The 20,686-nt window shown below is 47.5% G+C and carries 16 protein-coding genes and 1 pseudogene; 13 read left to right on the top strand and 4 right to left on the bottom strand.

The annotated features are described in order from the left end of the window. Positions 1-191 precede the first annotated feature (191 nt). Positions 192-350: a Flp family type IVb pilin gene (locus P6574_RS10880; RefSeq protein WP_310620301.1), complete on the top strand. Its 159-nt coding sequence runs from the start codon at positions 192-194 to the stop codon at positions 348-350. A 41-nt stretch (positions 351-391) separates the two neighbouring features. Here P6574_RS10880 and moaA read toward each other — a convergent pair whose 3' ends face one another. Beyond that, positions 392-1,426 (bottom strand): GTP 3',8-cyclase MoaA, encoded by a 1,035-nt coding sequence (gene moaA, locus P6574_RS10875; protein WP_310620300.1) that lies wholly within the window; start codon positions 1,424-1,426, stop codon positions 392-394. A 159-nt stretch (positions 1,427-1,585) separates the two neighbouring features. On the opposite strand from moaA, the gene P6574_RS10870 reads away from it, so the two are divergent. Beyond that, positions 1,586-1,954: a DUF971 domain-containing protein gene (locus tag P6574_RS10870; protein WP_310620299.1), complete on the top strand. Its 369-nt coding sequence runs from the start codon at positions 1,586-1,588 to the stop codon at positions 1,952-1,954. 50 nt (positions 1,955-2,004) lie between these two features. Here the strand turns inward: P6574_RS10870 and P6574_RS10865 are convergent, their stop codons facing one another. Beyond that, positions 2,005-2,601 (bottom strand): L,D-transpeptidase, encoded by a 597-nt coding sequence (locus P6574_RS10865; RefSeq protein ID WP_310620298.1) that lies wholly within the window; start codon positions 2,599-2,601, stop codon positions 2,005-2,007. 384 nt (positions 2,602-2,985) lie between these two features. On the opposite strand from P6574_RS10865, the gene P6574_RS10860 reads away from it, so the two are divergent. From P6574_RS10860 to P6574_RS10835, 6 genes are all read left to right on the top strand, one after another. Then, positions 2,986-3,534: a GNAT family N-acetyltransferase gene (locus P6574_RS10860; protein WP_310620297.1), complete on the top strand. Its 549-nt coding sequence runs from the start codon at positions 2,986-2,988 to the stop codon at positions 3,532-3,534. An 82-nt stretch (positions 3,535-3,616) separates the two neighbouring features. Further along, positions 3,617-4,123 (top strand): class I SAM-dependent methyltransferase, encoded by a 507-nt coding sequence (locus P6574_RS10855; protein WP_310620296.1) that lies wholly within the window; start codon positions 3,617-3,619, stop codon positions 4,121-4,123. 117 nt (positions 4,124-4,240) lie between these two features. Next, on the top strand, positions 4,241-4,864 hold the full coding sequence (locus P6574_RS10850) for a YceI family protein (RefSeq protein ID WP_310620295.1): 624 nt from the start codon (positions 4,241-4,243) through the stop codon (positions 4,862-4,864). Between the two features lie 68 nt (positions 4,865-4,932). Next, a complete protein-coding gene (locus tag P6574_RS10845) occupies positions 4,933-5,517 on the top strand; it encodes a cytochrome b (protein ID WP_310620294.1) in 585 nt (194 codons plus the stop codon). 16 nt (positions 5,518-5,533) lie between these two features. Beyond that, positions 5,534-6,097 carry a YceI family protein gene (locus tag P6574_RS10840; protein WP_310620293.1) on the top strand — a complete coding sequence of 188 codons (564 nt, stop codon included), beginning with the start codon at positions 5,534-5,536 and terminating at the stop codon, positions 6,095-6,097. Positions 6,098-6,252: 155 nt separating this feature from the next. Next, complete coding sequence (locus tag P6574_RS10835; protein ID WP_310620292.1) at positions 6,253-7,887, top strand: fumarate hydratase; 1,635 nt, start codon at positions 6,253-6,255, stop codon at positions 7,885-7,887. 124 nt (positions 7,888-8,011) lie between these two features. On the opposite strand, the gene P6574_RS10830 is transcribed toward P6574_RS10835, so the two are convergent. Next, positions 8,012-12,373: a translocation/assembly module TamB domain-containing protein gene (locus tag P6574_RS10830; protein ID WP_310620291.1), complete on the bottom strand. Its 4,362-nt coding sequence runs from the start codon at positions 12,371-12,373 to the stop codon at positions 8,012-8,014. Positions 12,374-12,416: 43 nt separating this feature from the next. After that, positions 12,417-14,045, bottom strand: a complete 1,629-nt coding sequence (locus P6574_RS10825) for an autotransporter assembly complex protein TamA (RefSeq protein WP_310620290.1) — start codon at positions 14,043-14,045, stop codon at positions 12,417-12,419. 708 nt (positions 14,046-14,753) lie between these two features. Between P6574_RS10825 and P6574_RS10820 the strand changes: the two genes are divergently transcribed. The 5 genes and pseudogenes from P6574_RS10820 to P6574_RS10800 all read left to right on the top strand — a co-directional run. After that, complete coding sequence (locus P6574_RS10820) at positions 14,754-15,884, top strand: polysaccharide biosynthesis/export family protein (RefSeq protein WP_310620289.1); 1,131 nt, start codon at positions 14,754-14,756, stop codon at positions 15,882-15,884. Between the two features lie 141 nt (positions 15,885-16,025). Further along, positions 16,026-17,330, top strand: coding sequence for a capsule biosynthesis protein (locus P6574_RS10815; RefSeq protein ID WP_310620288.1), 1,305 nt, complete (start codon positions 16,026-16,028; stop codon positions 17,328-17,330). Between the two features lie 15 nt (positions 17,331-17,345). Beyond that, positions 17,346-18,632, top strand: a complete 1,287-nt coding sequence (locus tag P6574_RS10810; protein ID WP_310620287.1) for a capsule biosynthesis protein — start codon at positions 17,346-17,348, stop codon at positions 18,630-18,632. A 542-nt stretch (positions 18,633-19,174) separates the two neighbouring features. Continuing rightward, on the top strand, positions 19,175-20,281 hold the full coding sequence (locus P6574_RS10805; protein ID WP_310620286.1) for a capsular polysaccharide export protein, LipB/KpsS family: 1,107 nt from the start codon (positions 19,175-19,177) through the stop codon (positions 20,279-20,281). 82 nt (positions 20,282-20,363) lie between these two features. Then, a pseudogene (locus P6574_RS10800) lies at positions 20,364-20,638 on the top strand (IS3 family transposase); the annotation flags it as partial. Positions 20,639-20,686: the final 48 nt, after the last annotated feature.

Here is a 20,686-nt window from a genome sequence, read left to right as displayed (position 1 = left end):
ATTTATCTAATATTTATAGGTAGTTATCGCAGCGCAAACTATAAGTACACATAAACGTAAGGGTAGTTATGGGATGTACAGTTAAATTACGTAAATATCGAAAATATATATTAACCTATTGTTAATATTCTTAACTCGAAGTTGTGCTTGAGGTGTATGTATAGTGCCTCTGGTTTTAGTGGAGTAAGGCGATGACTTTGATTAGGAATTTTTTAAAAGATGAATTCGGTACAACTGCAATTGAGTATGGGATAATTGCTAGTTTGATTTCAATTACAATTATTGCAACTGTCAGACTAATCGGTCCAAAAGTATTAGCCTTGTTTACGACAATTAACGCCGGCCTTTGATTTGCGTGAAACGTTAAGACATATTTTGAGCTAATTTAGTTTCACCCGCCGGTTACGCTCATGTGGCGTGAGACGGCGGGTGTTTTTGTGGTGCGGTCGATGACGAAGTCGTGGCCTTTGGGTTTGCGGCTGATGGCCTCCTCAATGGCTTGGTCCAGCACTTCGTTGCCTTCAGAGGCACGGATGGCGGCGCGCAGGTCAGCGCTGTCGTCTTGGCCAAGGCACATGTAGAGCATGCCGGTGCAGGTGACGCGCACCCGGTTGCAGCTCTCGCAAAAATTATGGGTCATGGGGGTGATGAAGCCAAGGCGCCCGCCGGTTTCTTCCACCTTAACATAAGTGGCAGGGCCGCCAGTTTTATAGGGAATGGGGCTCAAGGTGAACTGCTCTTCCAGCCGCTGGCGCACGGTGGAAAGGGGCAGATACTGGTCCAGCCGCTCGCCGTCAATCTCGCCAAGGGGCATGGTTTCAATCAAGGTAAGGTCGTGGCCGTTTTCATGGCACCACGCCAGCATGGAGGTGATTTCGTCCTCGTTAAACCCTTTCAAGGCAACCGCGTTGATCTTGATCTGCAATCCGGCTTTCTTGGCAGCCTCAATGCCTGCCATAACCTTGTTGAGATCTCCCCAACGGGTGATCTCGCGGAACTTGCCATAGTCCATGGTGTCCATGGAGACATTAATGCGCCGTACGCCTGCTGCATACAATTCATCGGCAAAGCGGGTGAGCTGGGAGCCATTTGTGGTCAGCGTCAGCTCTTCCAAAGCGCCGCTTTCCAAGTGACGGGAAAGCCCGCGAATAAAGCCCATGATGTTCTTGCGCACCAAAGGCTCACCGCCGGTCAAGCGTAGCTTGCGCACGCCCTTTTCAATGAACGCGGTGCACAGGCGGTCCAGCTCTTCCAGCGAGAGAACTTCCTTTTTGGGCAAGAAGCTCATGTTCTCCGCCATGCAGTAGGTGCAGCGGAAATCGCAGCGGTCTGTCACGGAAACGCGCAGGTATGAGACGGGGCGACCAAACGGGTCAATCAGTTGAGGCTGCACAGGGCTCGTCACTCCTTGATTGTTCTCACTCATTTGCCACCTCCTGTAGCATATGCCCGACGCTTGCTACCTTTTTGATACTATGACCTATTATTGCACAGGGTCTTTACCCGTGAAAGAGTGTGTATATATAAACAAGAATTCATCAAGTGCCAGTGTGGCAATTGTAAAAAAATATGAACGAGATGAAATATGAGCAAAACCAAGGCCCCGTGGCCCTCTGAAATCCGGTTGAAGAAAGATCGCAGGTCACTGGTTGTCTCGTTTGAGCAGGGGCAAAGCTTTGAACTTTCCGCCGAATTCTTGCGGGTCAGCTCTCCCAGTGCGGAAGTGCAGGGGCACTCGCCAGAGCAGCGCAAAACCGTGCCGGGCAAGCGGAATGTGGAAATTATCGGTGTGGACCCTGTTGGCAATTATGCCGTGAAGCTGACTTTTGATGATCTGCATAACACGGGCATCTATACATGGGCCTATTTTCTGGAGCTGGGCCAGAACCATGATGCCCTGTGGCAGCGCTATCTGGATGAGCTGGCAGAAAAAGGTCTTTCCAGAGACGGCTGACAAAAAAGCGGCCACAAACTTGTGACCGCTCCAGCTCAAGCTGCTAGGCTTTACCTAAGGACGACAACTTTGGCGCCGACGCTCACATTCTCATAGAGGTGGATTACGTCCTCATTTGCAAGACGGATACATCCCGAAGAGACGGCGGAGCCAATGGTCCATGGCTCATTGGAGCCGTGGATGCGGTAGATGGTACTACCGATATACATGGCGCGGGCACCCAGAGGGTTGTTGGGGCCGCCTTCCATGAAGGCTGGCAGAATGCGCCCCTTGCGGGCTTCGCGTGCGCGCATAACTGCTGGTGGCCTCCAGTCCGGCCATTCAGCCTTGCGGGTGATGCGGTGGGTGCCGGACCACTGGAAGCCATCACGGCCCACCCCAACGCCGTACACCATTGCCTTGCCGCCGGGGCGGATATGATAGAGACGGCGCTCCGGAGTGCTGATCACAATGGTTCCCACTGAATAGGAGCCGTTGTAGTTTACCATTTTGCGTTTGATGGGAGATTTACCAACGCGGGCGGAGCCATAGGTGACCCATTGTTTGGTCGCATGATCAAAAAACTTGCCCGAGCCGTATGCACTTGCGGACGTGCTAAAGGCGCACGCAGCCAGCACCATGGCCGCAATCGCGATTATTTTACGCATAACTGTTCCCCGTATGCTTTCATTATTATTGCTTGACATTGATTAGAAATATTAAGCGTCAAGTGTCATCAGTTTGTTGGTTTTGTGTTGCAAAGCCCTTAACGCTCGTTATGCGTGTTACATTTTAAACGCATCAAGGTATTGTTATGGAAAAGAAATTGGTGGTGCTGAGGCAACAAGTTGGGTTAAGTTTAGCTCTGATTTTCAGTAGATTGTAGTCAAGCACTATTCAAATTTTGTGGTCATGAATTTGAGGCAAGATGAAAAATATTTATCTAAAACTCGTTTCAAAATGCCTTCACCGCTTAAGAGCGGCTTTTAGGATGGCTCTGGATTTTTTGGGAACAAAATGTAACAAGTTCTTTTTATCTAAGTGGAATTAAAATGCTCGAACAAACTCTTAAACACACTGCTGCCCCCACCATTGAAACAGAGCGCCTTATTCTTCGCGCGCACACCAAGCAAGACCATGCTGGTACCCAGCGCTTATGGAATTACCCCGAGGTCTATGAGGGGATCTCAGGCGCCCCCGCCACCCCGAAGGAAGCTTGGTCTCGCCTGCTCTCCTTTTCAGGCCTGTGGCCTCTGCTGGGATACGGAAGCTGGGTTGTGGAGTTGAAAGAGAGCGACGAGTATGTGGGTGAAGTCGGTTTTATGGATTATCACCGGATAATTGAGCCCTGCATCCACGGCACACCGGAAATGGGCTGGGTGCTCGCCCCGCAAGTCCACGGAAAAGGCATCGGCAAGGAAGCCGTGGGCGCGGCGCTTGAATGGGGAAGTCGCAATATAGAGAGCCCCAAGGTTGTGTGCATCATTGCAAAGAGTAATAGGGCATCCCTCGCACTTGCCAAATCACAGGGCTTTACCGTGCAAACGGAAACAGAGTTCAAGGAAAGTACCGTCTTTATTCTGGAGCGTTTGCTCCGTTAATTCGCCCTCTTTGAATTGTTGCTTGCGCTTTTTCCTTGTGTGCCTATAGGTACAGGCAAATGCGGAACCTACGGAATTTTCGATGCAAAAATACGATAAGATTTACGGCAAAAACCCGGACTACTTTGGTCACACATCCAAGCAGTTCACCACAATCTTCAGCAATCTGGACTTTGAAGCCGGTACGGTTTTGGACCTTGGGGCCGGGCAGGGGCGAGATGCCCTTTATCTGGCAAACCGTGGGCACACTGTCATTGCTGTCGACACGTCCTCCGTTGGCCTTGAGCAGCTGAAAGAGCGGGTGGAGGCAAACAATCTTCCCATTGAGATCGTTCATGGGGATGCGCAGCGCTATGAGCCGGACACCGAGGTGGACGCCATTGTATGCGACCGCTTCTTTCACGAGTTGCCATCCAACGGGCGGGTCAAGTGCCTGCAGCGCCTGATAGGCTTCCTCAAGCCCGATGGCTACATGTTGATTGCCGACGATAAAAGCGTGCTGCCACAGCTGCGTGATGAGTTGAAGAAGGCAGACTTTGATTTCTTGAGAGACAAAAACGGTATCATGTTTGCTTTAAAACCTTTGTAAGCCCTTGAAGCTTTGATGTTGGCTTCATAAGTGTTGGAAGGGCATACACAATCTATGGTTCTATGGGGTTCACAATAAGTTGGGTTGAAATATCCGGTTTTGAATGAAACATGTACTATGGGCACAACTCCTGATCTGGATAGTTTGAAAGGTATACTTATGAAGCCGTTTTCCATTGCAGCGCTGGCTTTGACAGCGTCCCTGATGACGAGCGTGGCACAAGCGGAGCCGCAAGACTTTGTCTTTGACATGTCTCACTCCAACATTGCGTTCAGCTACAATCACCTGGGGTATTCGACCACGGACGGCCGTTTTGCAGATTGGTCGGGCACTCTGGTAATTGATGAAGAAAAGCCGGAGAACTCCAAGGTTGATATTACAATCAGCACCAACAGTCTGGATACCTTTTCCCAAAAAAGGGACGAGCACTTGAAGGGTGCCGATTTCTTCAATGTCGAGAAATACCCAGAAGCAACCTTCCGCTCTACCAAGGTGATGAAAACAGCGGAAAATATGCTGGAAGTTACGGGGGATTTAACCCTCCACGGTGTCACCAAGCCAACCACCCTTGAAGTGACTGTGAACCGGCTGGCAGAGCACCCAATGTCTAAGAAAATGGTTGCTGGTCTAACCGCCACCACAATGATCAAGCGCAGTGAGTTTGGTATTGATAAATATGTCCCCTACGTGGGAGACGAGGTGACGATTACAATTAACAGCGAAGCTTCCCTCGCTCAATAAAAGCAGTGCATGCAAACGGATAGTGTTGGGGTCACCTTTGTGTGATCCCACGTTTTTATTGGGGCTCCATGTTTAAAAATACTAAAGAATCCTACGGGCTTATTACAATAGTGTTTCACTGGCTAATGGCCGCTTTGATCTTGTTCATGCTGGGCCTTGGTCTGTATATGACACGGCAACCCCTTACAGATCCCATGACATTCAAGTTGTTTCAGCTTCATAAGTCTGTGGGGTTTATTGTTCTCGGCCTTGCAGTCCTCAGGCTGGCGTGGGGTTTTGCCAACTTGAAACCTGCATACCCTGTCACCATGAAACTCTGGGAAAAGGTTGCGGCTATTTTAACGCATAAAAGTCTCTACCTGCTCATGTTCTTGATACCGCTTAGCGGGTGGCTCGTCGTCTCCGCTTCGCCATTTGGTATTCCTACGCGTTTCTTCGATCTTTTCACCATTCCTCACCTTGCAGTCCCTTCGTTTTTGGGGGGCAAGCAACAAGCCACAGAGCTTTTAGGAGAAATGCACGAATTTTTGGCATACATTCTAATGGGACTTGTTGTCTTGCATGTGTCGGCGGCCTTGAAACACCACTTTATTGATAGGGATGGGGTGTTGCGCCGTATGACTTCACTCAAGCGTTCTCAGTCCAACCTGTAGTTTTGGAGACTTCAACTTGTTGAGTTTAAGATACCTCAGCCTTCTTACAGCTTTCGGCATGGGGTTACTCGTTTCCGGCCAGCAAGCTTTTGCAACTGTCTGGAATGTGAATGCCGGTCGCAGCCGTATTGGCTTTGAAGTGCTCCAAAGCGGAAGCATGCTGAAAGGAACTTTTGGCACTTGGAATGCTGCGATTGATTTCAATCCTGATGACTTGGCCAATTCTACCATTCAAGCCACCATTATAACGGGAAGTGTCAAGACTTCGGATAAACAGATAGCCTCGACCTTGGAGGGAACGGACTGGTTCAATATAGGCCAGTTTCCGGAAGCTGTTTTTAAAACGACCCGTATTACGAGAGTAAGTGATGGGACCTATAGGGCGGAAGGTACTCTTTCCATGAAAGGTATCAGTCTGCCGGTTTCCTTTCCCTTTACCCTCGATCTGGAGGGAACAAAGGCCTACGCGAAAGCAGAGGTCGTATTGCTACGCAAAAATTTCCAGTTGGGGAAGGATGTTCCAAATGGAGCTGTTGCGGACAACGTGACCGTTGATATAGAAATTTTCGCAACCCGATAAGTGAAAAGGCGCCGGAACTGGCGCCTTCTCCTAGGTAAATGGGCTTGATTTTTGTAGAACTTTTCTAAGAAAGGTTTACGCAGCCCAAAACTTCCCGTTAAAAGCAACGATACACCAGTTTCCGCTCAGACTTGAAACACCAGAGTACTTTGAAGATGTCAGAACAAACACCCCCTCCTTATGTGCACACCTCGTTGTTTCCACTAGGGGCAGATGAAACGCCCTATAGAAAGCTGACTGATAAATATGTCAGTGAAGTCGAGTTTGATGGCACCTCTGTTCTAAAAGTAGAACAGGAAGGCCTACGCCTTTTGGCTGAAGAAGCGTTTAAAGACATCAACCACTACCTGCGTGCAAGCCATCTGGAACAGCTACGCAAAATTCTGGATGATCCGGAAGCAACTGAAAACGATAAATTCGTTGCATTTGATCTTTTGAAAAACGCTAATATTTCCTCTGCTGGCGTACTGCCTATGTGTCAAGATACTGGCACGGCGATTGTGCTGGGGAAAAAGGGGCGTAAGGTCTGGACAAAAGGCGAAGATGAGGCGGCCCTTGGAGAAGGGGCACGCGATGCATACTTCAAAAAGAACCTGCGCTATTCCCAGTTGGCTCCCCTGTCCATGTTTGAGGAAAAGAACACCAAGAACAATATGCCCGCTCAAATTGACCTGATGAGTGAGGGCGAGGACGCCTATAAGTTCCTGTTCATGGCCAAGGGTGGCGGTTCCGCGAACAAAACGTTTTTGTTCCAAGGTACGCCGAGCCTTTTGACGCCTGAGCGGATGAGCGAATTCTTGAAGGAAAAAATCCTGACACTGGGAACGGCAGCCTGTCCTCCCTATCACCTTTCCATAGTGATTGGCGGCACGTCTGCCGAGCTGAACCTGAAAACAGTAAAGCTTGCCTCCGCCCGCTATCTGGACGCCCTGCCAACAGAAGGGTCAGAAGCTGGTCATGCCTTCCGTGATCTGGAGATGGAGCAGGAAATTCACAAACTCACACAGGCAACAGGTGTCGGCGCCCAGTTCGGCGGCAAATACTTCTGCCATGATGTGCGGGTGATCAGACTGCCAAGGCATGGTGCATCTCTACCAATCGGGCTGGGAGTATCGTGTTCGGCCGACCGTCAGGCTCTGGGCAAAATCACCAAGGACGGGGTGTTCCTTGAAGCGCTTGAACGTAATCCGGAAAAATATATGCCGGAAGTTGAAGAAGGCGATTTGACCGACAAGGTGGTGAAGATAGACCTGACCCGACCTATGCCGGAAATTCTGGAGGAGTTGAACAGGCATCCTATTAAGACGCGCCTGTCTCTGTCCGGTCCTTTGATTGTTGCCCGTGATCTGGCCCACTCCAAGCTTCGTGATAGGCTGGAAGCTGGGGAGCCTTTGCCGGATTATTTCAAAAACCATCCGATCTACTACGCTGGCCCCGCCAAAACCCCAGAGGGTATGCCATCGGGTTCCTTTGGACCAACGACCGCTGGGCGTATGGATGCCTATGTTGACCAGTTTCAGGCAGCAGGTGGTTCCATGGTCATGCTGGCCAAAGGAAACCGCTCAGCTCAGGTTCGCCGTGCCTGTCAGGCACATGGAGGCTTCTACCTTGGCTCCATTGGCGGTCCAGCAGCGCGCCTTGCGCAAGACTGCATCAAAAATGTCGAGGTGGTCGAGTTCGAAGAGTTGGGCATGGAAGCTGTCTGGAAGATTGAAGTGGAAGACTTCCCAGCCTTTATTGTTGTCGACAACAAAGGGAATGACTTCTTTAAGGAACTTAATCTAGGATAATTTATAGAGAAGTGCAGGCTCTGCGTGTTGAAATTCCTGAAGCCTGCACTCCTCAAAATAAATACATTCGAGTGCAAAGCGTGAATGCTAATGAACGCGATGTACTTTAAAACATCTCACTGCTTTAATACTCTTTCTCATAGTAGATGCCGGATTTGGTGCTGCCTTCGCTTCCCGCGCCCAGCCGTAAGCGGAGCTGTTTTGTTATATCAATGTCAACCGTAACTTCACTGCCTTCCTCTTCTGTTCCTTGCGAGGCACTTAGATAAATATTGTCATTGATGTAGGTGCCTGCGGAAACGACGGGATTACCGGAACTGTCAACACTTACATTGAAGTCAGAGGCTCCCAACAAGTTTCTGAAGCGGGAAAACGAAGTATCCGCCGCGCCGCCGGAAAGGGTAGAGAGCGTGGAGGCAAGTTGGGCCAGTTGCACAGGCGATAAGTCTGTTGCTGACTTTCCAAAAAGCAACTGAGTAATAATTTCGTCTTCAGGGAGCTCGGGTACTGAACTGAATTTCACCACGGGGTTGTTGGCGGGCCCTGTGATAGAGACTGTAATTGTTGTTGATGAGGAACGCGTGGAAATCGCCTCGAAGTTGAGGTTTGGAATCAAACTTCCAGTGAAGTTCACTTGTCCTTTGTTGAAGGATAAACGCTCGTTAAGAATGTCGAATTGCCCGCGCTGTAAATCAAAGCTGCCTACTGTTTCAGGCTCTTTGGTTGTACCGCCAAGATGAATGGAGCCGCCCAATTCAGCGTAAAGCCCGCGCCCGCGAACAAATACCTTGCCCGGTGCTTTGAGGGTGACATCCAGTTTCAAGGGTTCACGCGGTTTGGAGGAGGCCTCCTGTTTCCCTTCATCTTTCTGTAAAAGGGCAATCTGTTTGGCAACCGGTATTGGCGTTTCTATATGTGTAACCTGAACAGGGTTTATCGAGGAGTTAAAGGAACGCGGTATTCCGATATCGGCCTCTTGTATCTGCACTTCTCCAGATAGAACAGGGGCTTCATCTGGCGCGGTTAATGGTCCCTTAAGTGAGATATCCGCATTTATGAGCGCGTTTACCAAGCTGCTGTCAATGTAGCGGCCATTTGAAAGCTTCACCGTCAGATCAGCTGGCATATGGTCTTTTAAAAGAATTTGGCCGCCAGCGCTTATCGAACCACCTTTGCGCAGTTTGGCGCTTAAGCCATTGAGTGAGATGGCACCTTTATCTGCCGTAATTGTCCCCGTAAATTCTTCAAGTGTTACATTATGCTTGAGGTCAATTATTACCAGATCCTGGGGGGTGGCAGTGAACTTGATATTAGGAGTGGGTAGTGGACCGTTTACACTACCAGATATGCCGACTTTGCCAGCTGCGTTTACGCTTTGGCGGGTTAGGGCAGTGTTGAAAACCTGCATGGGAACGTTGCCTGTTGCCTGAAGAGCAACCGTAATGGGAGAGGTAAGTTCGATATGTCCTTGGGATTGGAAGTCGAGGCCATCTGGGTTGGACAGCTCTAGTGTCCCTTGCACTCTCCTTCCTTCAAAACGACCGGAACTGGTCGAGGCTACAGGCGAAACACCTTGTTTAGTTAGGGCTACAGTGCTTATGCCGGTTCCCTTCAAGGCCCATGTGGCAAGGGGAGACGTAAGTGTCCCTTGAAGGGAGGCCGTTCCCGAAACTTCGCCTTTGAGGCCCAGATTGGGAGAAAAAGCATTGGCAATCGCTAGTGGAAAACGATCAATACCCGCGTTAATTGCCAATTGGGTTCCAATATTTCCGGAAAGGCTTAAACGACCTTGTCCTATGGAAAAGACGAGTTTTTCGATGTTTGTTTGAGAACTGCCTATGGACAAAAGCGAAGGTTGGCTCAGATTTATTTTAAGTTGGTCATAGACACCGGAAACCTGATCAAGGCGGATATCATAGGTGTCATCCACCGCTTCAAAACTACCTGAAGCTTTTAGTAGTTGGCCTTTATTGGCAAGCTCTACCGAAGAATTAAACTGGGTGATGTGGTTGTCGGCTTCTGCAGAGAGCCGAACTTCGTTGGCTATAAACTTGCCGCTTGTGATACCTTCACCCAGCATTTTGGCGGAAAGTGTGGGGTAATTGAAAATATCAAAAAGATCTCCTTGTAGAGAAAAGCTTGCAACCTTGGCATCTTCTACTTGGATTTCTTGCGCCCGCGCCAGAAACTGCGCGTTGACCTTGCCCCCATGGTTTACAAGAAAAAGGGTTCCTTCAGCTTCTCCTTGCATGGACAGCTGCATGATCGTTCCGATCTTGGATAGGTCCTTGGCATCTACTTGCAACTCTCCGGTTACACCAGCTGGAATGGAGTGAAGATCAGGAAAGGAGAAAAAGCCGGAGATACGATTATCCCCCATAATGAAGGAGAGGTTATTTGCACTGACCTGTTTGCCTTGGCTTTCAATTTGGCCTGACATATTAAATTCTTGTTTGGCAAGGTTCCCTGTAATTTGAAAGTTGCCGCTGGGTTGTTCGGGGTTTGCTGTCAAGGAAGCTGTCAAAGACAACATGCTGTTTGTTTTTCCATCTAACATGAGCCCTTGTGTGGCCCCATCGACAGAAATTTCCATTGCATTCAAGGGGCCAGTAACTTTTGCTTCCAAGTGGGCATTGCCCGTTAATTTTTTATCCAGTGCCCCAAGAGCCAGCTTTTGAAGGGCTATCTGTGCCCCAACAACTCCCTTTTTGAGGAAGCCCGTGCCAGCAGCACTCAGATTATTGGAAGTGATCGTAACCTCGGTGTTGTCAAGACTCAAAGCACTAAGTGTTGGCTCAAGCAGGCTATAGTTCGTCTTTAACTTGACCTGAATGGTCCTTGAAAGCAGGTTGTCCAATACCTTTTCGTTAAGCTGGACATTGTAACCTTCTATAGATGCTGTCACCTTTCCGGTAGAGTTATTCTGTTCGCTGATCAGGGAAAAGCTGGCTGAGATATCTCCACCCAGTGCTCTTCCCGCAAGGCCGGAAAACTGGCTCAAGTCAGAAACTTGAAGATAACCATTGAGGTTTGTGCTCGCGTTTGAAACTATGCCACTGTTTGAACGAAGAGCCAGTCCATCTGAAACGAGTGCAAAACGCCTAATTGAAAGCGATTGTTGCTGAAGGTCCAGCTGAGCCTCCATATTGGCAAAATAGTCCTGCGGAAGGCCTTTCAGCTTAGGTGCGGAAGAGGTAAGCGCCTTGACCTCCAACTGCGTTGTGAGATCTGATGCAAAATTGCCTTCGGCCATTGAAGCATTTTGACCGCTCGCTTTGAGGAATATGCTCTCAAAAGCTGTCGGCCCGCGGGCAACCTTGCTGGTACTCGTGGAGAGGTCCCACTGGAAGTTACTCAATGGTCCTGACGCACTGAATGTTATTTCTGGAGATACAATACTAAGAATTTCACCATTGGCACTGGGGAAGGTTAGTGGTTCTTCTGTTTTCGTTTTTGCAACAAGGAAGGTGTCAAGTGCGGGTTTCTCCCCATTTTCAATAGTCCTTGTTTTGCCCTCAACGGTGATGGCATCACTGTCGAGCTCAAAATCGACTTTAACTGGTAAAAAGCCGTTATCCAAAACACCATTGGTATTGAATGTAGTTTCTCCTTCAAAAATATTTGAAAGGGAGGCTGGAAGGAGATCTTTTATTTCGCCTGTAAATTTAGCTTGAAACTGTCTTTGTCCGCCTGTTTCCCTAAAACGGGCAAATCCTGTGGCTGCGGCCCTATCATCAATTAAGAGAGAGAGGTCAGATTTCCAATCGGCAATAGGGCCGCCACCTTTAAAAGAGAAGGTGAGAGAGGGAGAGTTTGGCAATGCTGTGACCTTGGAAAAAAGCCCCCCTCCAGCTTCGCGGACATAAACGTTAAAGTCCAGTGTGCTCCCATCAGGTTTAAAGAGAACGCTGGCTTCAAGCTGGCCACTGACCTGATCTGTTCGAGTAAGGTTCAAGCCCAGTTTTGTGTAAAGGGTACTGGGGTGGAATGTACCATCGGCTTTAACTGAAAACTGTGCGGCAGCACCTAGTATTTCAGGGGCAAGGGATAGATCGTTGATTGAAAGATTTTGCAAAGAAACGTTGAAAGGGAGCCTCGAACGACTTTGGCGATGTTGGGACTGAGATGAACTTTCTGACGGCTCTATTGGAAGCCGTCTAACATTCATAGAAGACACATCGAACTCTTTAACGAAGATAGTTCCATTGAAAAGCTTGAGCGGAGAAGTATCGATCGTTATCTGATTAACATTTAGCCACGGTCCTTGGTTATCTGACAGTTCAAGCTGCTGAATATTAAAATTGAAGTTCCAAGTAAGCTGTGGAGAGGTAATTTCCACATCAGGTAAAAATGTACTGAGAAGTTTGCCGCTTAAGTCGCGACCACCTTGCCATAACCCCACGCCAACAAGCAGGACATACGCAAAAGTAGCGAGGGCAGTAATTCCTAGAACGAGAGTTGTCACAGACCTCAAAAGAAATTGCATTATGTTATCCGCTTGTATTTATTATCAAGTACTATCCCAGTGATCAGAAAGATTGGCTTAGTCCAATATATACAGCAACTGGCGGGTCGTCTTTTTCGGGAGAAAGAGGAACTCCCACATCCAGCCGCAAGGGGCCAACAGGTGTGAAGTACCGCAAACCAAGGCCAACCCCTATTTGGAATGAGCTGCTAAAGTCAGGAAGTATGGAATCATAAACAGACCCGGCATCCAAAAATCCAACCGCTCCAATAGAGGATGTCAGTTTTACGCGCAATTCTCCGTTTACTAGGAAAAAGCTCCGCCCACCCGTGACTTCATCATCCACTCGTGGGCCGATATTATTATAGGCATATCCGCGCACGGTACCGCCGCCGCCAAGGTAAAACCTGCGGGAAGGGGGAATTTTGGTCAGACCATTAGAAACTTCCACTCCAGTAGAGACCCTTGTGGCGATTACCCATCTGTCTTTTTTATCCAAGGATACGTAATTGGAAAAACTGGCTTTTGAGAAAAGAAGGGCCTCACTAATGCGCAGATCCGCAGCGGGCTCAAAATAAAGGATACCCTCATACCCGCGGGTAGGGTTAAGCTTATTGTTTCGCTTATCGTAGGTTAAGTAGGCTGGAGCGCCAATAAAGAAGTAATCTTGCGCTCCTAATACATCCTCTTCGGAGCCATAAAAAGCTTCACCTCCGACTTTCATTTTCAGGTGCTCATTGATCTTTCTATGATAAAAGGCATCAGCGGTTATGGACCGGCTTTCATAACTATCGGGCCGTTCTCTTGCGGCATTTATACTGCTTGTAAACTTTGTTGCAGGTCCAAACGCGCCAGGCTTTTCGAAGGCTAAGCCGGCTGCATACTCCAGATCATCACCTGCAATGTCGCTTATTTGACCCAACGACCCGGAAAGCGTTAGTTTTTCGGCGGACCCGAACAGGTTTCTATGTGTCCAATACCCTTCTAGCCCAAGCCCTTCATTGCTTGACCAGTTGGCCCCCAACCCGAAAACTCTGGAGGCTCTTTCTGAAACTTCAATGGTGATAGGTTGACTGCCGTTTTCTTTAATAATTGGGCTCGGCTTTATAGAAATACTGGAAAATACACCAAGATCCCGCAGGCGATCCTCGGTCTTTCTGATAGTTGTATCGGAGTATGTCTCGCCTTCCGGTATATTGGCATAGGTTTTAATAAAGTCCGCGCTGACAGACTTGGAGCCTTTCACCGTAACAGGTCCAAATCGGGCTTTGGGACCAGCATTAAAGGCTAGATGCACTTTGAGAGAGTGTGTCGCATGGTTGGCTAGCAGTTTTCTCGGTCCCACCTTTGCATGGGGGTAGCCCAAGTCTGCAAGAGCTATAAGAGCCTTGCTCTCTGCCTTGAAGATTTTGTCTGACAAGGCGGGAGCACCACTGGTGATCCCCAAGGCCATTACATCCGGTAGCTTTGTCCTGTCTGCATCTTCCAAATGACTGTAGGACACTGAAGTTTGACCAAAGTGAAAGAGTGGGCCGGGTGAGATTGAGAGAGAAACAGGGACTGGCCGAACGGTAATCTGACTATTATCTTCTATGGACTGTTCGAGTGGAATACCATTGATCTTGATATCCACAAGTCCAGAATAATAGCCCTTTGTATAAAGAACAGCGACCAACTGTTCAAAATCACTCAAAGCTCTAGCTTTTAGGCCATTCAGCCCTGAGGGGGGCTTATGCTCTTCACTTATGAGAGAACTTGCCTTTTTCAGGGTTTTCTCAAGTTTTTTATCTTTCTCCCCTGAAGGGGGGTGAAACAGGAAATCGACCTTATATGGTGTTGGATCCAATAGGGTTGTATCTAGTTCGCTTTTCTCCGGCTTTGCCCCCCAAAGGTGGAAGCCAAATAGGTCAAAAGCTACTGCTGGTATCACGCCTATGCAGGTCACGAAGAGAGTTGCCAAGGCCAATATCGTTAGCTGTCTAGGTTTGAAGGTGAAATAGATTGATTTCTTATTGAGTTGAAAATTCACGTCTCACACCGAATCTCTGTACGGCACTAATAGGATTTATCAATAACCTTATAATATCCAACATAACGATAAACGTGCAGTTCGTTAACCCGTATTGAGAGATAATTGAAATAAGTAACAGGTGAAGTATTTTAGCTAGAATTTGTGTACCAGCTACCGTGTTTTCAGTTGAGCACGCTCGCCTTGGAAAGCAGGTTACGACAATAGTCTTTTACAGGTAGCTCGAGTTATAATTTTGAATAGCAAGTACTTTTAGCGGTTAATTTATTTAATGCTAATGCAAGGGTTCTTTTTGTGGGAGTGCACCAAATAGAGAAATCGGCAAAGTAACAACCCAAGAGAATATTCAAGGAATGTGAAGCCGGAGTTTCGATGCGTTGGATTTGGGTACTTTTTATATGGGTTAGCATAATAGGCTGTACCAAACTTCCATCTGGTGGGCCAAGTGCCTACGCGATTTCATCAACACAGGTTCAGGAAGATGCTTATACCGCAAAAATATCGGTCGTAGACTTGGATCATGAGGTGATTTCAATACTGAACAATTATAGGCCGCAAATCTTTTCGGATAAGTTTTCTGCAGTTCAAAGCGGGAGTCACGGCACTGTATTGGGAGTAGGGGATGTCCTATCTGTTCTCATATGGGAGGCGGCTCCAGATGGCTTATTTTCCACCTTAAGTTCCAAGCAGTCCAAGGTGGATGTTGTTGTGAACGCGAATGGAAATATCTTTATTCCTTATGCGGGGCGTCTGCGCGCAAAAGGGTTGACGTTGGAGCAGATCCGTCAGGCAATTCAGCATCAATTATTGGGAAAAGCCATCGAACCACAAGTTATAGTTCATTTGACAGATAATCGCAGCAACAGCGTCGTGGTAGTGGGAGATGTAAAGAGCCCGGGACGGTACTCGCTGCCAATTGGAGGGGCGAAACTTCTTGAGGTTGTAGCAGATGCAGGGGGGGCGAGGGAAGCATCCTATGAAACTGTGATTACATTGAAACGAGGGAACCGTTCCGGGACAGCACGGTTTGAAGACTTAATTGAAAACCCTAGAAATAACATCAATGTTGCATCAGGCGATAATATCCTTCTATCTTATCACCCGCGCAGCTTTTCAGCTTTTGGTGCAGTGGGAGAGCAAAAGCTTGTTCCCTTTAAAACCCAGTCTTTATCTCTTTCTGAAGCTCTGGCATTGGTGGGGGGGATTGAGGATACTCGTGCAGATCCTAAAGGGGTTTTCATCTTCCGTTATGAAGAACGTCAACTGGTAGGGCGGTTGGCACCCAAGGCCTTGGAGCGCAATCCAAATCGTATGTTGCCTGTTGTATATAGATTGAATGTACTTCACGCTGATGGTTACTTGCGGGCACAAGCAGTTGAAATGGAGGATAAGGATATTTTGTATGTAGCCAATCATCCAACAGCAGAGTTAGGCAAGTTTCTACAGATCCTTTCACCACTTATCTCCAGTTATGCTGCCGTTTATCGCTTAGAAGTTTTATAAGGTTGTCTACTTTTGGTTTCCTTGCACACTAGAAGTACAAAGCTGAAAAATTATACAAACAGTTGAGGAGGGAGCATGGATGAGAGGGCGGAACGGGTTTTCTTATTCTTGCAAGGGCCCCCTTCTGTATTTGCTAAGGAATTGGCCGATGAAATAGAGAAGCGTGGATCAAAAACTTATCGCATAAATTTTTGTTTCGGAGATTGGCTTTTTTGGCGTGGTAAACGTTCTAGGTCTTATCGCGGCTCACTGTTGGAATGGCCCAAGTACTTAAGTCGCTTTATTCAAACTTATGCCGTTACAGATGTCGTTTATTATCAGGATCGCTTTCCATATCATGCGGCGGCATTGGAGCTTTGCCGAACACTTGGTGTACAATGTTACACCTATGAGTTTGGGTATTTAAGACCTGACTGGATCACACTGGAACGTGACGGTATGGGGGCCTATTCATTAATACCATCAAGTCCGGAAGCAATCAGGGCACTGGCTATAGATGCAGGTCCGGTAGAGAGGGAGGTTATCTACCCCTATCCGTTTTGGTTGGAGGCAGTTGGCGAAGTAATTTACAACCTCTCAAATCTGTTTGTGCCTTGGGGCTATCTACGCTTTGATAGGGATAAGTTTTATAATCCCCTTGCTGAGTATTTAAGTATTCTGCCTCGCTTGCTGCTATCTGGACGTAAAAATAAAGCAGCCAATATGATTATTGAAGATGTGGTTGAAAGTGGTTCCAGATTCTTTGTTTTTCCTCTGCAATTGCAAAGTGATTATCAGCTTAGATACAATTCACGTTTCATCCATCTTGGTGAAGCAATTGATCTTGTTTTGGAGAGCTTTGCAAAAGCTGCTCCTAAAGCAGTGAGATTGGTTTTTAAAATTCATCCACTTGATAACGGTATTGAGCCTTGGGTTAAGCTGATCAAGAAGGCAGCTAAAAAGTATGGCGTAAAACGTCGCATTCATGTGATTGACGGAGGGAACCTCGTTGACCTTCTGGAAAAAGCGTCAGGCGCTATCATGGTAAACAGCACCACGGGGTTACACGCTTTGCGATTGGGGTGCCCTGTCAAAATTTTGGGAATTGCTGTCTTTGATATGAAGGGGATAACCTACCAGCAGTCTTTGGATGAGTTCTGGGTAAGCCCAACGCCACCCGATCAAAAGCTACTAACGAAGTTTGAGAGGGTATTGGCTGCAACTTCGCAGGTGAGGGGAAACTTTTACACCAAAGAGGGCAGAAAGGCTGCCGCGTCGATAGCCGCTGATCGATTGCTTGATGGTTCAGATAAAAGTTTCGGTAGTTTTTCCAAGGAACCGCCGCGTCTGAAACAAGCACGGAAAATGGGAATTCCAATTTCATTTTTGGAGCAAATAACAACTCGTGACCGAGGTGGGCGTGTTCGAAGTAGCTGGAAGGTAGAAAAGTCAGACCAAGAGATTTAGGGAGAGGGGAACTAGATGCAGAATAACAGCAAGAGAACCGTGTTGTTTTTGCAAGGACCACTTTCACCTCTCTATCGGATGATCGGCCGGCAGTTAAAGGTTCAGGGTGTCGGGGTTTATCGTATTAACTTATGTCTTGGTGATTTATGGCACTGGTGGGGGAAAGAGGCTTACAGCTATAAAGGGGATTTGAATGCTTGGGCGCGCTATGTTGGCTCTTTTTTGGATGCATACAGGATTACAGACCTTGTCTTGCATTCGGATCAACGCGAGTATCACCGGATTGCCATTCAAGAAGCACAGAAAAGAGATATTTTTGTTGTTGTAACCGAGATGGGAATTATTCGGCCCGGATATATGACAATTCAAGCAGGGGGATTAACCTGTAACAGCTGGATTCCGGATGATGCGAAGAGTCTATATAAGCGAACAAGTCAAACGCCTCCAATTAGAATTCACTCCGATTTCCCCAGCCAGTTTTATTTGGTTGCGCTTCCAGATATTTTTTACAATGGCCTCAATATTTTCGGCAAAGTCCTATTTCCAAATTATCGCCGCCATACACTTTATCACCCTTTTTTGGAGTATAGTTTATGGGCATGGCGTTTTCTTAAAGCACCGCTTAGGAAATTGAGTATGCGAAAAACTCTTGGGCAACTTCGTGAAAATGACCACTCCGTGTTTCTCTTTCCTTTACAGCTGGAGGGAGATTTATCAATTCGGCGCTATTCTCAATACGCTGATCAGTTGGAAGCGGTTCAAGAAGTGATCAAGTCCTTTAAAAATAATGCAACTTCCAACCAAGCCCTCATCTTCAAGAGCCATCCGCTGGACTGTGGGTATATAAATTGGGAAAAGGTAGTTCGAAGAATTTCCACTGAATTCGGCGTCCAGAATAGAGTAGCCTTCATTGATGATGGTAATCTGGAAAATATTCTAGAGCTATGTGCCGGTGTTGTAACAATCAACTCGACGGCCGGTTTAGATGCATTGCGAGCGAATGTACCTGTCAAATGCTTGTCACCAGCAATCTACGATGTTGAAGGTCTAACCTTTGATGGACCTCTTGATAGGTTCTGGAGGTCAGGCATGCTACCGAATAATGAACTCCTAGTATCTTTCCTAAGAGTTTTAATGGAAGAGACACAAGTGAAGGGGACTATACATAACCGGCTTGGTGTTTCAGTCGCGGCTATCAATATGGCTCATAAAATAGTGCAACGCAGTTTCAAGTTTACTCCAAAACCGGGGCAAGTACCTCCAAGGCTGGAGAAGGCGAGGAAAATGGGGGTTCTTGTGTGAACTTCATACACAATCAAGAAACGCTCTCTCCAAAGCGGAAACTTGCTGTCAAGCATGCTTTGAATGCATCCGCAACTTCTCATATACCTCGTTTTTTCTGCGATACCATACTTTGTAGCTTTGAGGCTAAGGATAGAGAAGAAATCTTTCAAGAAGCGAAGGGGAGCGGGAAAAATCTGCTTCTGATGTGTGATGGGCCCCTCAGCGCTCTAAGTTTTAACAGTGAAGTGCCGCGACTGGAAAGCTTCAGCTGGGTCCGGCTGGAGTTTAAACAGCTTACTAGTGCGAACAGTTTAAGGGAGGCTCTTGCTCATAAGCTAATGTTACTGAGGCCCTCTATTGAGGGAAAACAGCCGTACTTCGTTCTCAAGTTTCGAGAGCTCGGCGGGCATGCTGACCAAATTCCATTACTCAAATGCCTAGATTCTCTAGGCTGTACTCCTAGGTTCGATTATCCTCTCCCCGCGATCTTGAGTGAGCTTTCTACCTACTTTCTTGTATCCGAAAGAAGGTGTATTTCAGTCACAGATGCTCTTCATTTGATGGAAGAACTGCCGCGTATCGAGAAACTAAGGTTAAAAACCTACGTATGCTACGGGGTAAAATTCTGGAATAGAAAAACTGTTACTTCCATTTTCGGGGGAAAGGCCCCCGTTGTCTTCTCAGGTAACATTCAGAGCGCAATTACAACTGCAAAGAAACGGAATGCAGAACTTCTTTGCTGGGCATCATTAAACAATGATGAAGTCCTGTCTCTCACTGATAAAGCCCAAATCCCACTGCTAAATATAGAGGATGGTTTTATTCGTTCTGTTGGTCTGGGAGCAGGGTTGGCAAGGGGGGGCGCTCTTTCTTTGGATGATCAGGGTATTTATTATAGTGCCGCAAAAGCAAGCCGTTTGGAGGTTCTGCTTAATACCTACTGCCTCAGTCCGTTAGAGGTTACTCGTGCAAAAGGCATGGTTGAGCTTTTAAGGAGTACAAAACTAACAAAATATAACTGGGACAGGCGAACAAACCCAATAAGAATTGAAGAGAGTAAAAGGCAAGTTATTCTGGTTGCTGGTCAGGTTTCAGATGATCAGGGTGTTATACAGTCCATATCCGGTCTTCCAAAAGGTAGCAGAGCAAAAAACATTAATGAGGCCCTGTTGAGAGCAGTTCGAAATGACTTCCCGGATGCTTTTATTGTTTACAAGCCTCATCCGGACGTACAAGCGGGGCTCAGGAAAGGACAAATACGAGAACAAGTATGCTCCGATCTTTGTGATTCCGTCGTTAGTTCGGGCAGTGTGGTAGATCATTTTAAAAAAGTAGACAGAGTAGCCACTTTTTCGTCCTTAACAGGGTTTGAAGCTCTTATTCGGGGTGTTTCAGTTACCACATACGGGCTCCCCTTTTATTCGGGGTGGGGACTAACGAATGATCGGGTTAGTATTGCACGGCGTCAGAAGAAACGAGAGCTTCATGAGCTCGTATATATTTGTCTTGCCAAGTATATGTACTGCATTGATATAAATAGTCTTAGGGAGACAACGCCGGAACTGTTGATACAAAGTCTTGCTCAGCAAAAGCAAAGCCGAATACATAGATTGACCACCAGCTGGACCCAACACATTTCATGGGCGGGTCGCAGGGCCGGCCTATAGAAGGACATTTGAATACAGTAGTTTGAATAGCCTCTAGATTTGTAGACGCCTTGTCTCCTAAATTTGAGGCAAGGAGGTCAGTATGGGTAATAGTAATTTCAGCGATGATTTCAAACGAGATGCGGTGATGCAAATCACCAAGTGAGGCTATCCGGTTGCGGAGAACAGGCGACTGAAGCAGGCGCCGGCTCGTGTCACCGAGGAGCGTGATATCCTAAAAAAGGCAACCGCGTACTTCGCCAAGGATGCAAAGTGAGGTACGCCTTCGTTGCTGAGCATCACTCCGTTTTTTCGGTGCGGTCGAAGTGCCGCTGCCTGTGCATCCATCCAAGCGGCTTTTATGCTTGGCTGAAGAACCTGACAAAGCCCTCTTATGGCGGGATCCGTTCTGTTAAAACGCCTTAT

Origin of the sequence: Pseudovibrio sp. M1P-2-3, from assembly GCF_031501865.1 — a bacterium.
Classification (GTDB): domain Bacteria; phylum Pseudomonadota; class Alphaproteobacteria; order Rhizobiales; family Stappiaceae; genus Pseudovibrio; species Pseudovibrio corallicola.
The sequence above is the reverse complement of the archived record's forward strand: the minus strand, read 5'-3'. Positions and strand labels throughout refer to the sequence as shown.